We start from the raw sequence: 15,648 nt of genomic DNA on the forward strand, positions 1-15,648 counted from the left end.
TTGCTTCCTTGGCCACTTCCTTAACAACAGGCGCGGGCGCTTCAGCGGCCGGCGCGGGCTCGGCCTTGGCTTCAGCCTTGGCGACGGGCGCGGGCGTCGGCGCCTCGATCGCGGTCTCGCGGAAGGCGCGCTCGAGCTCGTCGAGCGAGACTTCGCCCGGACGCAGCGGGCGCTCCAGGGTCTGGTCGATCAGCGAACCCGTGGTCAGGTTTGCCGGCGCAGCAGCGGCAACCGGGGCTTCCGGCACCAGCGGCGGGGCTTCGGCAACGGGAGCGGCGGCAGCGCCCGCGGCCATAGCGGCCATGCCCTGCTCGACCATCGCTTCCAGCTTGTCGATGAGATCGCGGTCGGTCCCCTCGGGCTCGGCTTCGGTCGCTTCGAGGCCGGCGAGGATTTCCTTGATGCGGTCGATCGAGGACAGGATCACCGTCACCGCTTCGGCCTTCACCGGCATGCCGTCGCGGAATTTGCCCATCAACGTTTCGCCGGCATGCGCCAGCGCTTCGAGCCGCGGCAATCCGAGGAAGCCGCAGGTGCCCTTGATGGTGTGGACCAGGCGGAAGATGTTATCCAGGATCTTGGCGTTGTTCGGCTCCTGTTCGAACTTCACCAACTGGTTGTCGACGGTGTCCAGGCTCTCGCTGGTCTCCGTCAAAAACTCCCGCAACAGATCATCCATGAGCTACGCCTTACTGACCTGACCCCTGGACTTCGGCGCCTGCGCCACCTTTGGCACGGACGGAAGCCCTATTCTCGATCGTTAGACATCCCTTTTCACAGTCCCGTTAATTTCATCCTCCGTCCTAATACGGATATTGAAGAGAAGTTTGCGGTTCGCCCGCATGCGGCTGCGCCTTTCGGCAAAACCGGCTCCGCGCCGCGACGGTGGGGACGCGTGAGGTAAACGGGCCGATAACAGCGGGCGAAGCGCGCCGGAAAATCCTGCTCATGAAGGACGATAGGGGCGGCCTGCGGGACATCGAACCGCGCCGTCCGCAACCAGAGGCGCAGTCGCGCCCCTCAGTTCGCATTGGCGGCGCGATCTGCGTGGTCCGCGGACGCGGTAAACGAACCGTTACCCCGTGGCCATAGCCGCCCGCGCCGCGCTAACCCAATCGCGCGGCCGAGGCGATGTCGCCGTCGGGACGGTGCTCCGCCAGGCAATCGTTGATGGCGGCGAGCAGCGCGTGCGGCGTGAACGGCTTGCGCAGACAGCGTGCGGCACCGAGCTCGAGCGCCATCCGGAGGAAATCGGGTGCAGGCGAATTCAGATTTGCAAAGGCGTAGCCGGACATCGCGATCAGCGGAATGACCGGCGCCCGCTCGTGAAAGAGCCGGATCGATTCGAAGCCGCGCATGTGCGGCATAAAGATATCGATGATCATCAGATCGAATTGCTGGTGTTCGAGCGCGCGCAGTCCGGCTTCACCTCCTTCGGCAATCGTTACCCGAAAATTGTTGCGCTGGAGATAGACCTCGATGGCCATGCAGAACCATCGGGTCGTCGTCGACAACGAGAATATGGCGCAGACCTTCTGTCCCCATTTGAGTTTCCCGTTTTGGCGATTCAATAATTGAACCGTGGGGCACGCCGTTCTCCTTTGCTTTCAATCGAAAAAATGGACGGTCGCGAATGTCATTGGCGGCACGGGGAAGATGGACGCGAAATCTGCGGCCACGCGACGCCAGGCTTCATGGCAATATTGGTTGGCTGTAAATGCTGGTCCAGCGGACGACACTGCGCGGGTCGACCGGCCTCTGATCGCAGCGCGGATGCAATGCTTCCGGCTCATGAAAGCCCCTCGCAGCTTTTTCCTGCGCAACCCCCGCAGGACCGGCGCACAGGCTCATGAGCGAATCAGCGCGCCATTCTTATTTCCGCCGCAAATGCCGCAGCCTGTCTGCCCTCTAACGGGTATATGGACAGCCCCACAACCTTTACAATATGTTTTTGTCACCGTGCAACTGGATGACGGGCGGGCTTTACACCGATCGTGCATCGAACACGCCGGATTGACCTTCAATGATTGCGAGCGGCTGCCCGTCCAACCAATTACTGCAAATGCTCGACGCGGCAGATCTCGATCTGCTGCGTCCGCATCTCGCCACAGTCGAAATGGTCAGGAAATCTGTCTTGTGCGAGGCGGGTGCTGCGCTGAGATATGTCTACTTCCCGCATGGCGGATCCGTTTCGATCACGGTGGGCCTGTCCGAAGGACAGATGATCGAGGTGGCGATGCTGGGCCGCGACAGTGTCGTCGGTGGCGGCGCGGCGCTTGCCGGCGGCATCGCGCCGACAGACGCGGTCGTGCTGTTCCCAGGGACCGCTTCCGTGCTGGAAATCGCAGCTTTCCGTACGGTCGCTGCCGCAAGCGCGCCGTTTCGCCAGCTGATGGTCCGCCATGAGCAGGCCTTGCTCGCGCATGCGCAGCAGTCGCTGCTCTGCAATACGCTGCACCCGGTCGAGGCGCGCCTCGCGCGCTGGCTCCTGCGTGCCCGCGATCTCTCGGACAGTGAAATCCTGCCGCTGACCCAGGAGGCGCTGGCGCAGATGTTGGGCGTACGGCGCAATGCCGTCTCGCTGGTCGCGCATGCGCTGCAGCGGGCCGGCATCATTCACTACAGCCGCGGCCAGATTGAAATCCTCGATCTGCGGGCGCTGGAGACGACGTCCTGCGACTGCCATTCGGCCGTGAAAGCCCACCACCTCCGCCTGGTAGGAACCGTGCCGTGACGACAGCTCGGCACAATCGACTGTATGCCGGCATGCACGCAGCGTGGCAGGACCGCTGCCGTGGTCGGACAACTTGTCCCAATTGCCAATATATCCCGGCGTGAACATGATGGAACTTACCCGCCGCCGGGCGTGATTTCGTCTATCGCGATTCGATGACGCGGGAACGGGAGGCAGCTTTTGGAAACGATGGTGCGCTCAGCCAACGGTTTCCTGTCCGCACTGTCGGCAGACGACTATGAATCGATCCGCCCGCACCTGCGAACAGTCGACCTGCCCCATGACGCAGTGCTGGTCGAGACCGGCGAGGCGCTGAAGCGCGCGTATTTTCCCCACCGCGGCGTCATTTCGCTGGTGGTGAAACTCGCCAAGGGCGAGCATGTGCAAGTCGCCATGATCGGCCGAGACAGCCTGCTCGGGACGCTCTCGACCATGGGCGATGCGTCCGCGCTGAACACCGCCATCGTGCTGGTTCCGGGCGTCGCGTCGGTGATGGATCTCGACCGGCTGCGGATCGCCGCCGATCAGAGCAGCACCCTGCGCACGTTGCTGACGCGCCACGGGCTCGCGGTCTACGCCCAGGTCCAGCAGACGGCAGGCTGCAATGCCGCCCATCCGGTGGAGTCGCGGCTGTCGCGCTGCCTGTTGCACACGCATGACCTCTCGGGCGACTACCGGCTGCTGCTGACCCAGGAGGCCATGGCGCAGATGATCGGCGCACGGCGCAACAGCGTGTCGCTGGTCGCCAACACCCTGCAACAAGCCAATTTCATCCATTACAGCCGCGGGCACATCCAGATCACCAACCTCGACGGCCTGCGCCAGACGGCGTGCGAATGCTACGCCACCGTGAAGGCCCAGTACGACCGGCTGCTCGGCGCGCGCTGACCGCCGCACGCGCATGGTAAACTGCCTGCTAATGCCGGCCTGCAAACACCTAGTGTCCTGCTACCGGAACTGAAATTCGAATGCCGTAGACACGGGGCATTCCTCGCGCCGGGACGTGCCGCGCGACAAATGACCCGTGATCAAGGCAGCAGGCCCGTGTTTGAAGTCACCGTCGCGCCCGCGCAGAAGGCGCTCGATGCCGAGCCTGCGCGCGAGCCGCGCGCTTACGAAGCGCTGGTGCGCGAGATCGGCGAGGACGGTGCCTGCGAAGTGCGCGATGTATTCTGGAGCGAGACTTCCGCGCGCCTGCAATTGTTTCGCACGCTCCCGCCGGCGCAGCATCACGCCAGGATCGCGCGCGAAGCGCATTCGCTGAAGAGCGCGGCCGGAACGTTCGGCTATGTCAGGCTCGCGGCGCTGGCGCTGCGACTGGAGAAGTCCGCAGAGAGGCTCGGCGATGGCGAATTCCGCGATCTCCTGGACCTGATGGACGCCGCCTACGCCGCCGCGCGCGCGCAGGAGCCGCAGGGCTAACCACACGCGCGTGCATTCCCGCCGTACTTCTACGGCTTGGGATTTTTAGAGATGGCTAATCATAGGTGGCGATAGTCGCCGGAAACCAGGAGGGTTTCCATGTTCACCTACGAGACCGCGGACCAGAAAGAGGTTCGCCGCTTCCGTATTGCTCAGTTCAACGGCCGCATGGCGACGGTGAGGGCTGGCGAGTCCACGGTGACCGGCTTCGTGCGTTCGGTGCTGGAGCATGAATCGAGCATGCCGCCCCGCTGGACCATTACGATCATCCCGAACGGACCGAAGGAAGAGATCAAGCCGCTGCGTCCCGTCTCGCGCGCGCGTCCCTTCGCCGAAGATTATTTCTGAGCGCGATCGGGTTTTTCAGACGTCCCGGAAGATCTCCCGGGGCTTTTCCGCATCGCCCGCCGGCGCTGCAACACACCAGCCTCAGTCGATCGAGTGCAGCAGCGCTGCGCGGACGAGATCCGCGGTGTTGCGCGCACCGAGCTTGCGCATCGCCTCGGCGCGATGGCTCTCGAACGTGCGCGGGCTGATCTGCATTCGAAGCGCACCCTGCTTGTTCGAATAACCTTCGCTGATCAGCCTCAGCACCTCGCGCTCGCGCTTGGTCAGCCGCTTCTGACCCGACAGGCTGAGGAGTTCGGCGCTCGGCACGCGCTGGGCCTGCTGGGCGCGGACGGCCTTCGATTCCGCGTCCTCGGCGCTGGAGGGGATCGACAAGCCACCCTTGTGAGGACCGGCAAGCTGCTTGACCAGGCCGCAAACGCGCTCGGTTTGTGCCAGCGCGTTCTCGACCACGCGCTGCAAATAGGCGCGGTCGCCGGTCACAGGCGCGAGTTGATCGCTGTGATGCTTGATCTCGCCCATGTAGAGCAGCAGGGCAGTCAGGGGGCCGTTGAGCTCGCGGGCGATGGCAGCAGCCATTTCGTCGGCGGCCTTGGCCCGGGCGGCGCTCAGGCGGACGAAATCGAGCTCTTCAGTTGGAGCAGCGCTGCTTTCGTACCATTCCGACGGCCGCGAATCGGTGGCCGTATCATTCTGTGACCCCATGTCACTCGTTTAGCGGAACCGGGGGCGGTCTGTGGTTAACTTTTTGCTCCGTAAGACTACGGTGATTTTGTCGGTTTTGCGTTAAAGTGGTGTCGCCGGCACAATTTGTGCTTGCGTTTGGCGGCGCCGGCCCACGCCTGGGTTGAGTTTTTTGCCAAAAACTTGGGCAGACGGACGAAATCATCCTTAACCGCTGCTTTGGCCCGACGCCGCCCCCGGGTTTTACGGATTAATTAACGGCGACTTGCTTCTCTGAGGGGAAGTAGAGAGCGCGCAAATGCCTCCACGCATTGGGCCCGCACGCCCGCGGGAAACGCTGCGAAAGATTGCGTGCCATGAACGACATCGATCGGCTGTCGGAATTCCTGCAGAGGCTGACGCCGCTGTCGCGCAGCTGTCTGCTCAGCGAACTCGAACGGCTCGAGCTGTGCGGCATCGACATGCCCGGCTCGTCCGACATCCAGTCGCGCTTGCGCGCCGAGTTTCGCAAGGACGGATCGACCCAGGCGCGCGCCACCAGCCCGTCGCGCTATTTCTTCGCGCCGCTCGAGCTGCTCCTGATCGACGCCGCGCCCGAGCACGCCAATATGGGACGGATCTCGCGCAACACCCTCACCCCGATCTGGGAGTGGATCTGCCGCGACCTGCTGCCGACCATGGCACGCGATTACATCAAGGCGATCAACGACCAGGTCGCCGCCAACAACCCGAAGGAAGTCCTGAAGGTCGCCTCGACCTTCCAGACCAAGGTCGTGAAGGTCCTCGAGAGCACCTTTGCCTCGGCCGAGAGCACCGAATTCGCGCGCGGCAAACTCGCGCAATACACGGCCTCACGCACCGCCTTCGACGACGTCAGGAAGATGCAGCACGTGCTGCGTGCGGGCAATGCGCTGCCGAAGTTCAACGAAAAGCTGCCTGAGAAGATCGTGAAATTCGACGACGGCCGGGTTGCCCAGATCACCGCGCAGCTCGACGCCTTCAAGAAGTCTCATCCCGATGCGCTGCCCTTCGCGCTGGCGCTGGTGGCGAGGCGCCTGACGATGCCCTGGCAATTGGCGCGTCTCGCCACCAAGGCCGCTGCGAGCAAGAGCGTCACCGATGTCGCCGCGACGCCCTATGCCTGCGTCATTCCCATGGTACTCGACCGGCTCGACGACAAGCGCCTCGCGCTTCGGATCGCACTCCGGCACAACCGGGTGCTGGTCGCGCGCGACCTGCTCGCCGAGATCTACGACACCGAATATGCACTCAAGGTGCGCATCGACGGCATCGAGGGTTGCGAATGGGGAATCCGGCTCCAGCAATTGATGGACGCGATCGCGGCGCTGGTGTCGGCCGAGGTGAGCCGCTTCCCGTCCAATGTCGGCCACATTCTCGGCTCGCGCCGGCTGCGCAGCCACGACACGCTCGGCGGCAAGCTGACCTATCTGGCCTGGAAGGGCCGCGACGTGGTGCAGGACGGCGCGGCGGCGTTTCGCAAATTGATCGGGCAGACCTGATATCGCGCGAGGTGCCTAAAGCATGATCCGGAAAAGTGCGCAGCGGTTTTCCGAAAAGATCACGCTTGAACAATAACCCAAAGCGCGATGATCGCATCGCGCTTTAATGCGCACGCGGCAGGCACAGGAAGCGATCGAGAAATCGCCCTGACATCACGATCCTGAACCACCAATACATCATTCGCCGCATCGTCATTGTCGTAAATCCTCGACAGCCCACCACCGGCTGTGCGGAGCAATAGCGCAGGTGCAGCAATGCGCGTGTGATGCACTTCACATTTGCAGCCGTGGGCCCGGACGCGGTGTCGCAGAACCGTCACGAGCGAAAGCGAAACTTGCGCGCATCGCGCGAATGCAATCCTCCGAACGTCGCCGCCGCACGCTCCCAATCCACCCAAAGCCATCGGGGAGAGCGACCGCCGCAACGCAGCCCGCCCACCGCGGACGACGCGGTCCTGTTCACCGTCTTCGTCGCAACGAGCGGTCGCACACCCCGAAGAAACGCCGGAAGTTAATCTCCGCTGGTCGCGTCGTTGCTTCGAAAGGGCACACATCTGCGTCGCTCGCTTCCATCCGTCGGCGAACAGGACGCAGCTCAGATCGCGCGAGAGACATTTCGCGTGCGCTGGCAGGCGTTGCGCGCGTGGTGCTCGGGTATGCGAGTTCTTTGCGAAGAGTGTCTGTCGACAAATTAGCTCGAATTGCAGGGCTTAACGTTACTCAGATAATTCAAGAACGATGTGAAGCTCTCCTTATTTGAACCCACGCTCGGCGTTTAAGAAACCGTCACGGAACGGGAGTGGTGTTGATGAACGATGGGATGGTTGAACTCGTCGGACGAAGGCCTGTGACCTTCGGACGACGAAAGGTAACGCCGCGCGCCTGCGTGGCCGACAGCAAGCGGCATCTGCGCGCCTTCCTCAGCGAGGTGCTGGAGGATCTCGGCTTCGTCACCAGCGAATGCGCCAGCTCGGACGAGCTGCAAACCGTGCTCGCCACCGAATTGCCGGACCTGATCCTGCTCGGCGTCGCCGCCGACGGCATCGAGCCGGGGAGATTCCTCGAAATACTGGTGCGCGAGGCATTCGCCGGCAAGGTTCTCGCCGTCGGCGCCCGCGAGTCGATCATCGTCAAGGCCGTGCGGCAGGTCGGCGAGGAATATGGCCTTGCCATGCTGCCGCCATTGACCACGCCCTTTGCGGCGGAAACGCTGCGCGAGCGCATCGCCATGCTGCTGCCGGAAGAGCCCGCGCCGAGTCCCGCCGTGCATGTCGGCGAGGCCCTTCATGCCGGCTGGCTCGAGCTCTGGTACCAGCCCAAGATCGACGCGCGCACGCTGATCCGCAGCGGCGCCGAGGCGCTGGTACGGATGCGGCATCCGACCTGGGGCGTGGTGCCGCCGGCTTACTTCATTCCCGAAGAGCGCGATCCGCATCTGCGCGACCTCTCCGAATTCGTGATCGAGCGCGCGATACGGGACTGGCATTATCTGCTGGAGCAGCAGACCCCGGTCGATCTCTCGATCAACCTGCCCGCGTCCTATCTTAAGGAGCCGCAGGCGGTGCGCGATCTCTGCCGCCGCGTGCCGACGCATCCGGCCTTCGGCGGGCTGACGGTCGAGATCGACAGCGAGGAGGCGATCCGCGATCTCGATCTCCTGACCGAGGTCGCGCGCGAGGTCGGGCTACACAATATCGGCCTGTCGATCGACAATCTCGGCGCCAACTGGCCGGCGCTGATGGAGCGGGACAAAGTCCCCTTCGTCAAGCTGAAGGCCGACCGGCAATTCGTCACCGGCAGCGGCAGTGACCGGTTGAAGCGCACGGTGTGCCGACACATCGTCGAGCTCGCGCAGGGCTTTGGCGCGCGCAGCGTGGCCCAGGGGGTCGAAAGCCGCGCCGACCTCGTCGCCGCCAACGAGCTCGGCTTCGATCTCGTGCAGGGCTTCCTGTTCGGCAAGCCGATGCCGCTGAAGAAGTTTGCAAAGGGCGCGCTGACGAAGACAGTGATGGGGCAGGCGTGAGGCACAAGCCTCACGCAAACCGGCGTGCGAAGAAGACGCAGGCGACAACGAGCGCGGTCGCCGCGATCATGCTCCAGGCGACGGGCTCGTGCAGCAGCAGGCCGGCGAGCGCGAGACCGAAGAACGGCTGGAGCTGCTGCAACTGGCCGACACGCGCAATGCCGCCGATCGCAAGGCCGCGGTACCAGAAGATGAAGCCGACGAACATGCTGAAGATCGAGACGTAAGCGAGCCCGATCCAGGCGGGCACGCTGACGCCGCTCCAGCTCGCCGGCCAGGTCAGAACCGCGACCGGCACCATCAGCGGCAGCGCGAGCAGGAGCGCCCAGGAGATCACCTGCCAGCCGCCGAGCCGGCGCGACAATGCGGCGCCTTCGGCATAGCCGAGGCCGCACAGCACGATCGCAGCCACCATCAGGAGATCGCCGGTGAGCGAGGCCGAACCGCCATTCGACAAGGCAAAGCCGGCCACCGTGGCGCTGCCGAGGATCGCGAACAGCCAGAACAAGGGCCGCGGCCGCTCGCCGCCACGCAGCACGGCGAAGACCGCGGTGGAGAGCGGCAACAAGCCGATGAAGACGATCGAACGGGCCGAGGTGATGTGCTGGAGCGCGAGCGCCGTCAGCAGCGGGAAGCCGACCACGACGCCGATGGCGACGATGGTGAGAGAGGCGAAATCCCCCCGCTGCGGCCGGGCCTGCCGCAGCACGCCGAGCACGGCCACACCGATCAGCGCCGCGATGACCGCGCGGGCCGATGTCAGGAACAGCGCGGAGAAGCCGCCGACCGCGACGCGCGTCGCCGGCAGCGAGCCGCTGAAGATGATGACGCCGAGCAGGCCGTTGCCCCAGCCGCTTCCCGCAGATTGCATGTCCGTTCCGCCTTTCCCGAGCCGCGATACTCGGCTGCCGGCGGTGGCACGACCAGTCACAATCCAGTACAATCCGGCAAATCTGTATGGGTATGGAAGGTGATACACCTTGGACATCGGAGCGCCATCGAAGGGACGCGGGGGCACGCGGACCATTGACGTGATGAGCGCGATCCGCGCCAAGGTCGCCGGCCGCGCGCTCAGTGCCGGCGACCGCCTGCCATCGGTCCGCAGCCTGGCCGCCACGATGGGCGTGTCGCCGTCGACCGTCGTCGAAGCCTATGATCGCCTCGCAGCCGAAGGCCTGATCCGCGCCCGTCGCGGCTCCGGCTTTTATGTCTCGCCGACCATCATGCCGCCGCTTGCGCTGACCGAGGCCGGGCCGCGGCGCGACCGGGAGGTCGATCCGTTCTGGGTCTCCAGGCAATCGCTCGATGCCGACGCCGCCGTGTCGAAGCCCGGCTGCGGCTGGCTGCCGGCGGAGTGGATGCCGGAAGCGGCCTTGCGCCGCGCCGTCCGTGCCCTTGCGCGGACCGATGCGGATCTCTTGACGGACTATGGCAGCACGCGCGGCGGCCTTTCGCTGCGCCGGCTGCTGCTCGCGCGCCTTGCCGAGGATTCGATTCCCGCGTCGGTCGATCAGCTCATGCTGACGGGCTCGGGCACGCAAGGCGCCGACCTCGTCTGCCGCTTCCTGCTCCGTCCCGGCGACACGGTGCTGGTCGACGATCCCTGCTACTTCAATTTCCGTGCGCTGCTGCGGGCGCATCAGGCCAGGATCGTCGGCGTGCCCTATACGCCGTCGGGCCCTGATGTCACCCGCTTCGAGCAGATCCTCGGTGCCGAACGTCCCAGGCTCTACGTCACCAATTCAGCGCTGCACAATCCGACCGGCGCGACGATGTCGCTTGCAACCGCGCACCGGCTTCTGACTGTGGCCGCCGCGCACGACCTCGCCATCATCGAGGATGACATCTTTGGCGATTTCGAGCCGGAGCGCTCGCCGCGCCTAGCGGCGCTCGACGGGCTCACCCGCGTGATCCGCATCGGCAGCTTCTCCAAGACGCTGTCGGCCTCGGTACGCTCAGGCTACATCGCCGCGCGCGCCGACTGGATCGAGCATCTCGTCGACCTCCAAGTCGCAACCAGCTTTGGCGGCCCGAGCCCGGCCGCGACCGAGATCATCGCAAAGGTGCTGGCCGGCGGCAGCTATCGCAAGCACATGGACGAGCTCCGGCAAAAGCTGACGCGGACGCGCCGCGACGTCGCGCGAAAACTTCAGGCGTTGGGGCTGGAGCCATGGCTGATGCCACGCGGCGGATTCTTCCTCTGGTGCCGGCTCACAGGCGGACAGGACGCCGCGCAGGTCGCGCGCGCCGCGCTTGAGGACGATGTCGTGCTCGCGCCGGGCAACGTGTTCAGCGTGTCGCAGACGTCACATCACTTCATGCGCTTCAACGTGGCGCAAATGAACGATCCCCGAATGTGGGACGTGCTGCGGCGAGCATTGAAAAAACACGCCCGAAACCATGGCGCCTGATACCCGTCGCAACAACGGAATTAGCCAAACTGTGCAAGGCCGATGCTAATTGGACGGAAAGAAGTTGCAGCATAGTTCTGCTGGTTTAAGCTGCGAGTGAAAATTGTTTTGCCGGCCGTCGATCCGGTCACATCATTAGCTGAATGACATTCATGCGCTACTTCATTCTCGCGGCAATTGCAGCTGTTGGAGCCTGCAATTTTCCGGCCCAGGCCGAGACCCTGCAGAAGAAGCACGGTCCCGGGTGGAACTGCAGCTACATCTCCGTCGAATTGCAGGGTCTGTATAAAAAATGCATGGAGTGCGACAGTCTCAAGCAGGACGTCGCTCGAACTGCCTATGATGCCGGACAATGCATTGACAGGGCTTCGTTGAGAGAAAACCTCACGACCCGGCCGGACTACGAGAGTCCCCAGGAGGAGCGGATGCGGCTGAACGGCGCAGCCGCTGTCGCTCGCGAGTTGCAGGAGCTTCAGCGTTGGCGAAATCAGCGCACGCCGCTGGACTCGGACGTTTCAGGTGACGGCGGCGGACGAGTGGCCCCCAGCGCCCGGAGACCAAATTCCTCGCCAAGCGGAAATTCCTTTCCAACCAGAGAGTCGGGCGTCAGCGGCGCCGGCGAGCGAGCTGGATCAGGTTCGAATTCACCCGAAATCGGCTCAAAGCCATCCGGGTCAAACGTCAGCAGTCCAACTCACTCGCCATCCGCGGCACCTGTCGGCGGCGTGCACATCGGAGCGGCTCCGACGGGGAAGGAAAGCGACCTGGGCGAGCTCAGGCGCAAGGTTCTCAATTTGAAGAAGCCGGATACTTAACTTCGAAATTTCTCGAAGCGGGGAAATAGACCTTCATGATGCACAGAGTGCTTGTCAATCGGCGCGGCTTCCTGGCGTCGGGCGTCAGCGCGCTCGTCGCGCAACAGCCCCTGGCTGCGGTGGCGGCTGACAGCGCCTGCAAGGCTCCCCCCGCGACGGCGATCACGGACATGCGGGCGGACGTCGCGGTTTCGCTGCGCGAAGCCTTGAAGCGGGCGAAGTCGGGCGGACCAAAGCGGCTTACCGGATTGACCCGCATCGACGCTGTCTGCCGGGACGACGACAACGATATCCTGCTTTGCGGAGTTGCCGAGAGGGGCCAACCGGATCTCTATCTCGACGATCTCATCGTCGCAATCAGATCGGCCGACAGAAAATACGGGAAGATCGAGCCGGGAATCTCTCTGGACCCGGACAGAAGCCAAACGCCCGGTCTCGACCAGATTGCCGGGCGCGACGCGGCGGCGAAGCAACAATACCTGCGCATGTGCTCGCAACAGCCGCAAATGGTTCGCGTGGACGCCCTGCCCAGGCATTCCCGCGTGACGAAGGTGCTCGTCGAAGCCGATTATCGCATGAAGCAGGTTTCGCAGGGCACGCTTCAATTGCCGGTTGATCCGCCCTTGCCCGGGACGTTCACGCGCCGGCTCAACCAGTCGCGGCAGATGCTTCGGGCTGGCACGTCCACGGGCGATTGGAGCAGCCGGCGCCGGTTCTGGTTTGAACCCGGCAAGTTCGAATATGCGCACGATTATGAAACAGCGTTCCTGCAGTCGGCCCAGGTGATCCTCAGCGACGCGGATGCCGACGCAGATGCAGGGGCCAAGAGCGGGAACGAAGATCCCATCGCAAGGGAGTTCGCCTGTGATTGGACCGCTCGCATGGAGGAGACAATTCGTGCCGAGCCGATCTGGCGCGACATGTACAATATCTACCGGCATTTCGCGATTGCACATATCCTGAAGGAGCGGAACCTCTACGCGTATGATCTCACGCGACTGATCGACGCTCATGAGATCGATCACGTTGCATTGCCGGATTCGCTTCCAGGCCTGGGGCGCTGGGAAACCCTCGAAGAAGCGAAGGGCAATCGTCGTCTGACGCTGGTCTCATCGGTCTGTGGTGGGGTTTCGCTCGGGCTCGCATCGCGTTTGACGGCGAACAGAGTCAGTTCTGAAAGCAAGTCGCCGTCGCAAATGGCACTGCTGTCGCGGGCGATCGTTCTTTCAAGACCGGAAAAATCATCGGTGAGCTGGACGGTTCCGCCGACGGCGCTTCAAGCCGCTGCAAAGTGGTATGTGGAACGGGAAGAGCAACGCTTACAAGCGGCGAGGGAGTCCGAGGAGAAGGAGCGCAAGGAGGCTAACGACATCAAGATGGGAATGGCGCTGCTGGGCGGGTTCGTGGTGACCGGAATATTGGCCGGGTGGCTGCTGAATCGTCGAAACGCACCGACCCCGGAATTGGCGGCCGCCGGTCCGGGCGCATCATCAACGTCACTCCTGAAGAGTCCCGGTGAACCAGGGACGTCGGGGGAGCTTGCAGGCTTGCGACGCAACGACCTTTGCCCATGCAATTCAGGAAAGCGCTTCAAGCATTGTCATGGCGCACACGAAGCAACTTAATACAGCGGCTCCTCATAGACCGGCTCGCCGTCGAGCAGCAGCCGCTTGATGGCGGCGCGGCCTGAGGGGAGCACGGCGGCAACGATCCGCAGCTTCTGCTGGTTGCGGGCCTGCTCTAGCTTGCCGCCCTCGCCTTCGGGCACGAAATAGCTTTCGAGACCGTATTTGATCGTCAGCCTGTCGCAGAAGGTGCGGACGTTGGATCCGCAGGAATGGCTGACGCGGCCGCGGATCAGCACCTCGGGCGCCGTGACCGGCACGGACTCGGCATGCACCGAGACGGCGGCGTAGACGCCATCGGCATTGGGCGCGAGCTTGACGAACACGACGGGGTTGCGCGCGTCGGCCGTCTTGCCGGCGAGCGCACCGGCCGGCAGCTGCGAGATGTCGTAGCGCAGCACGACATAGTCGCCGCGCAGGAGATCGCGCGGATCGACCGGCTGCGTCTGCAGAGTGACCTCGGTGCCCTCGCGCAAAATCTGCATGCGGTCGGCGACCATCAGCACCAGCAGAACGCATTGCAGCAGGACGGCGGCTGCGAACAGCACGGCTTTCGGGATGCGCTGCCAGAACTCGGAAACGGACGTGACCAACCTGTTCATCGCGCAGCCCTCGGCAGCGCGCGATTGAGCGCCGTTGCAAAGACGACAGTGACGATGCCGGCCGCCGCAAGGAACGCCGAGCGACGCAGCAACGAGCCCTTCACCGCCCAGGTGATGCCGGCGATGACGCCGGCGATCCCGAGCCAGCCGGCGACGATGCGCGGACGCACGTCATCGAGCACGCCTGACACGACGAGGCACAGCATGGCGCACAACAGCGCGGCATAAGCGAACCAGGGCTCGCCGGCCGTGGAGACCGGCCAGATCGGCGCGGCGAGCAACACCAGCCCGGTCGCGCAGGCGCCGAGGATCTCACCCGCACGCTTCGTGAACGTGGCGGAGACGAGGGCGAGGATCACCCCTGCGGCCCCGCACAGGATCGCCCACAGCGGCTGGCCGGACGCCGTGCCGGTCCGGAAGCGAATGAAGTCGTCGACCGTCGTCACCTCCAGGACAGCGACAGCGGCGAGCGAGAACGCCCCGTAGATCGACAGGACGGTCCCGAGCCGGAGCGCCCTCGGCGAGGGCCAGGCTGCGAGCGCGAGCCCGGCGCCGAACAGCAGGGCGGCGCCGTTGGCGAGCACGAAGGACGGCTGGGCGCCGTCGAACTCGAAGCGGAGCGACGTCGCGATCCACCACGGCAGCACCGCGAGCGCGACGAGATGGGCGGCGGCGCGCGAATTCCAGGCGAAGGCGAGGCTTGCTGCGATCAGCCAGACCGCCACGAACGGAAGATGCAGGACGTCGGGCGCGTCGTAGATCCGCATGCAGGTCCAGATGCCGGCGGCGACGAGGCCGACCGCGAGCGCACCGCGCGAGCCGGTCAGCAGCGCCGCGGCGAACGCGCCGATCGACCACAGCAGCATGCCGCCGGCAAAGTCGTCGCCGAGATGATACATCTGGCCGACCAGCGCGATGCCCGCGCCAAAGATGATCGCGCCGACGCTGGCGCAGAGATCGGCGAGAACATTGCGGCCGCTCGCCGCGAACCAGGCCCCGAGGCCAGAGGTAGCGATCATGCCGGCGAGCAGGATCGCGAACCGCAACAGCCGCGCGATCTCGGTCCAGTGCGCCGCCACGAAGGCGAGGAATGCAGCCGCGATCAACAGACCGCCGACGATGCCGACGACCACGGCAATGTTGATGCCCGCAGGCAGCGGCGGCAGCGCATTACGGATCGAGGCAGCCGCCGCCGGCGCAATCACGCCATCGGCCTCCCATTGCGCAAGATCAGCCTCGAGGCGGTCGCGGTAGGACTTTTCGAACATTGGGGTGAGGTTACCTTGGGCCCGCATGATGGCGGGGCATTGCTAGGTCGGGTCGTGCGGGTGGTGGGTTCAAGCTGGCACCGCTTTGGTGGGGACATCGGGGTGTCGGTTGCTGCGTAGCAGGTCAACCGGTGAGGCTGCGTTCGCGGATCGCATGCGCGACCGCCAGAATACCGCTCTGGAGCCTGCGCGAGAA

The 15,648-nt window shown here is 64.4% G+C and carries 14 protein-coding genes and 1 pseudogene; 9 read left to right on the forward strand and 6 right to left on the reverse strand.

The window, feature by feature from the left end; genetic code table 11:
- A partial coding sequence (locus XH81_RS11765; RefSeq protein ID WP_271596198.1) for an Hpt domain-containing protein occupies positions 1–679 on the reverse strand: 679 nt, incomplete at its 3' end.
- Positions 680–1,106: 427 nt separating this feature from the next.
- Positions 1,107–1,590, reverse strand: a pseudogene (locus XH81_RS11770) (response regulator).
- Positions 1,591–2,023: 433 nt separating this feature from the next.
- Here XH81_RS11770 and XH81_RS11775 point away from each other — a divergent pair.
- The 4 genes from XH81_RS11775 to XH81_RS11790 all read left to right on the forward strand — a co-directional run bounded on the left by XH81_RS11775 (position 2,024) and on the right by XH81_RS11790 (position 4,504).
- Entirely contained in the window at positions 2,024–2,734 is a 711-nt protein-coding gene (locus XH81_RS11775; protein WP_038974749.1) for a Crp/Fnr family transcriptional regulator, read from the forward strand.
- Positions 2,735–2,923: 189 nt separating this feature from the next.
- Positions 2,924–3,622, forward strand: coding sequence for a Crp/Fnr family transcriptional regulator (locus XH81_RS11780; RefSeq protein ID WP_038949375.1), 699 nt, complete (start codon positions 2,924–2,926; stop codon positions 3,620–3,622).
- 156 nt (positions 3,623–3,778) lie between these two features.
- Positions 3,779–4,156 carry an Hpt domain-containing protein gene (locus XH81_RS11785; protein ID WP_028139175.1) on the forward strand — a complete coding sequence of 126 codons (378 nt, stop codon included), beginning with the start codon at positions 3,779–3,781 and terminating at the stop codon, positions 4,154–4,156.
- Positions 4,157–4,255: 99 nt separating this feature from the next.
- Positions 4,256–4,504, forward strand: coding sequence for a hypothetical protein (locus tag XH81_RS11790; protein WP_038949373.1), 249 nt, complete (start codon positions 4,256–4,258; stop codon positions 4,502–4,504).
- 81 nt (positions 4,505–4,585) lie between these two features.
- On the opposite strand, the gene XH81_RS11795 is transcribed toward XH81_RS11790, so the two are convergent.
- Entirely contained in the window at positions 4,586–5,209 is a 624-nt protein-coding gene (locus XH81_RS11795) for a helix-turn-helix domain-containing protein (protein WP_028139177.1), read from the reverse strand.
- A gap of 335 nt (positions 5,210–5,544) precedes the next feature.
- On the opposite strand from XH81_RS11795, the gene XH81_RS11800 reads away from it, so the two are divergent.
- Both XH81_RS11800 and XH81_RS11805 read left to right on the forward strand, forming a co-directional pair.
- Positions 5,545–6,708, forward strand: a complete 1,164-nt coding sequence (locus XH81_RS11800; RefSeq protein ID WP_028139178.1) for a hypothetical protein — start codon at positions 5,545–5,547, stop codon at positions 6,706–6,708.
- An 808-nt stretch (positions 6,709–7,516) separates the two neighbouring features.
- The gene (locus tag XH81_RS11805) at positions 7,517–8,731 is read left to right on the forward strand and encodes an EAL domain-containing response regulator (RefSeq protein WP_028139179.1); all 1,215 of its coding nucleotides are present in this window, start codon (positions 7,517–7,519) and stop codon (positions 8,729–8,731) included.
- A 10-nt stretch (positions 8,732–8,741) separates the two neighbouring features.
- Here the strand turns inward: XH81_RS11805 and XH81_RS11810 are convergent, their stop codons facing one another.
- Positions 8,742–9,602 carry a DMT family transporter gene (locus XH81_RS11810; RefSeq protein WP_028139180.1) on the reverse strand — a complete coding sequence of 287 codons (861 nt, stop codon included), beginning with the start codon at positions 9,600–9,602 and terminating at the stop codon, positions 8,742–8,744.
- A gap of 163 nt (positions 9,603–9,765) precedes the next feature.
- On the opposite strand from XH81_RS11810, the gene XH81_RS11815 reads away from it, so the two are divergent.
- From XH81_RS11815 to XH81_RS11825, 3 genes are all read left to right on the forward strand, one after another.
- Complete coding sequence (locus tag XH81_RS11815) at positions 9,766–11,142, forward strand: aminotransferase-like domain-containing protein (RefSeq protein ID WP_370091442.1); 1,377 nt, start codon at positions 9,766–9,768, stop codon at positions 11,140–11,142.
- A gap of 152 nt (positions 11,143–11,294) precedes the next feature.
- The gene (locus XH81_RS11820; RefSeq protein WP_131233037.1) at positions 11,295–11,957 is read left to right on the forward strand and encodes a hypothetical protein; all 663 of its coding nucleotides are present in this window, start codon (positions 11,295–11,297) and stop codon (positions 11,955–11,957) included.
- Between the two features lie 35 nt (positions 11,958–11,992).
- A complete protein-coding gene (locus tag XH81_RS11825) occupies positions 11,993–13,582 on the forward strand; it encodes an SEC-C metal-binding domain-containing protein (RefSeq protein ID WP_028139182.1) in 1,590 nt (529 codons plus the stop codon).
- On the opposite strand, the gene XH81_RS11830 is transcribed toward XH81_RS11825, so the two are convergent.
- Both XH81_RS11830 and XH81_RS11835 read right to left on the reverse strand, forming a co-directional pair.
- Positions 13,579–14,184 carry a GDYXXLXY domain-containing protein gene (locus XH81_RS11830; RefSeq protein ID WP_028139183.1) on the reverse strand — a complete coding sequence of 202 codons (606 nt, stop codon included), beginning with the start codon at positions 14,182–14,184 and terminating at the stop codon, positions 13,579–13,581. The genes XH81_RS11825 and XH81_RS11830 overlap by 4 nt on opposite strands.
- Entirely contained in the window at positions 14,181–15,452 is a 1,272-nt protein-coding gene (locus XH81_RS11835; RefSeq protein WP_028139184.1) for a DUF2157 domain-containing protein, read from the reverse strand. Before XH81_RS11835 ends, XH81_RS11830 begins: the two co-directional genes overlap by 4 nt.
- Positions 15,453–15,648 lie beyond the last annotated feature (196 nt).

The sequence above is a fragment of the Bradyrhizobium sp. CCBAU 25360 genome (assembly GCF_028128695.1).
GTDB lineage: Bacteria > Pseudomonadota > Alphaproteobacteria > Rhizobiales > Xanthobacteraceae > Bradyrhizobium > Bradyrhizobium ottawaense.

Coding starts and splice junctions, on each gene's coding strand:
- XH81_RS11780 (WP_038949375.1), top strand. CDS start 2,924: ATGGTGCGCTCAGCCAACGGTTTCCTGTCCGCACTGTCGGCAGACGAC.
- XH81_RS11815 (WP_370091442.1), top strand. CDS start 9,766: ATGAGCGCGATCCGCGCCAAGGTCGCCGGCCGCGCGCTCAGTGCCGGC.
- XH81_RS11830 (WP_028139183.1), bottom strand. CDS start 14,184: ATGAACAGGTTGGTCACGTCCGTTTCCGAGTTCTGGCAGCGCATCCCG.
- XH81_RS11775 (WP_038974749.1), top strand. CDS start 2,024: ATGATTGCGAGCGGCTGCCCGTCCAACCAATTACTGCAAATGCTCGAC.
- XH81_RS11835 (WP_028139184.1), bottom strand. CDS start 15,452: ATGTTCGAAAAGTCCTACCGCGACCGCCTCGAGGCTGATCTTGCGCAA.
- XH81_RS11795 (WP_028139177.1), bottom strand. CDS start 5,209: ATGGGGTCACAGAATGATACGGCCACCGATTCGCGGCCGTCGGAATGG.
- XH81_RS11825 (WP_028139182.1), top strand. CDS start 11,993: ATGATGCACAGAGTGCTTGTCAATCGGCGCGGCTTCCTGGCGTCGGGC.
- XH81_RS11810 (WP_028139180.1), bottom strand. CDS start 9,602: ATGCAATCTGCGGGAAGCGGCTGGGGCAACGGCCTGCTCGGCGTCATC.
- XH81_RS11820 (WP_131233037.1), top strand. CDS start 11,295: ATGCGCTACTTCATTCTCGCGGCAATTGCAGCTGTTGGAGCCTGCAAT.
- XH81_RS11800 (WP_028139178.1), top strand. CDS start 5,545: ATGAACGACATCGATCGGCTGTCGGAATTCCTGCAGAGGCTGACGCCG.
- XH81_RS11790 (WP_038949373.1), top strand. CDS start 4,256: ATGTTCACCTACGAGACCGCGGACCAGAAAGAGGTTCGCCGCTTCCGT.
- XH81_RS11805 (WP_028139179.1), top strand. CDS start 7,517: ATGAACGATGGGATGGTTGAACTCGTCGGACGAAGGCCTGTGACCTTC.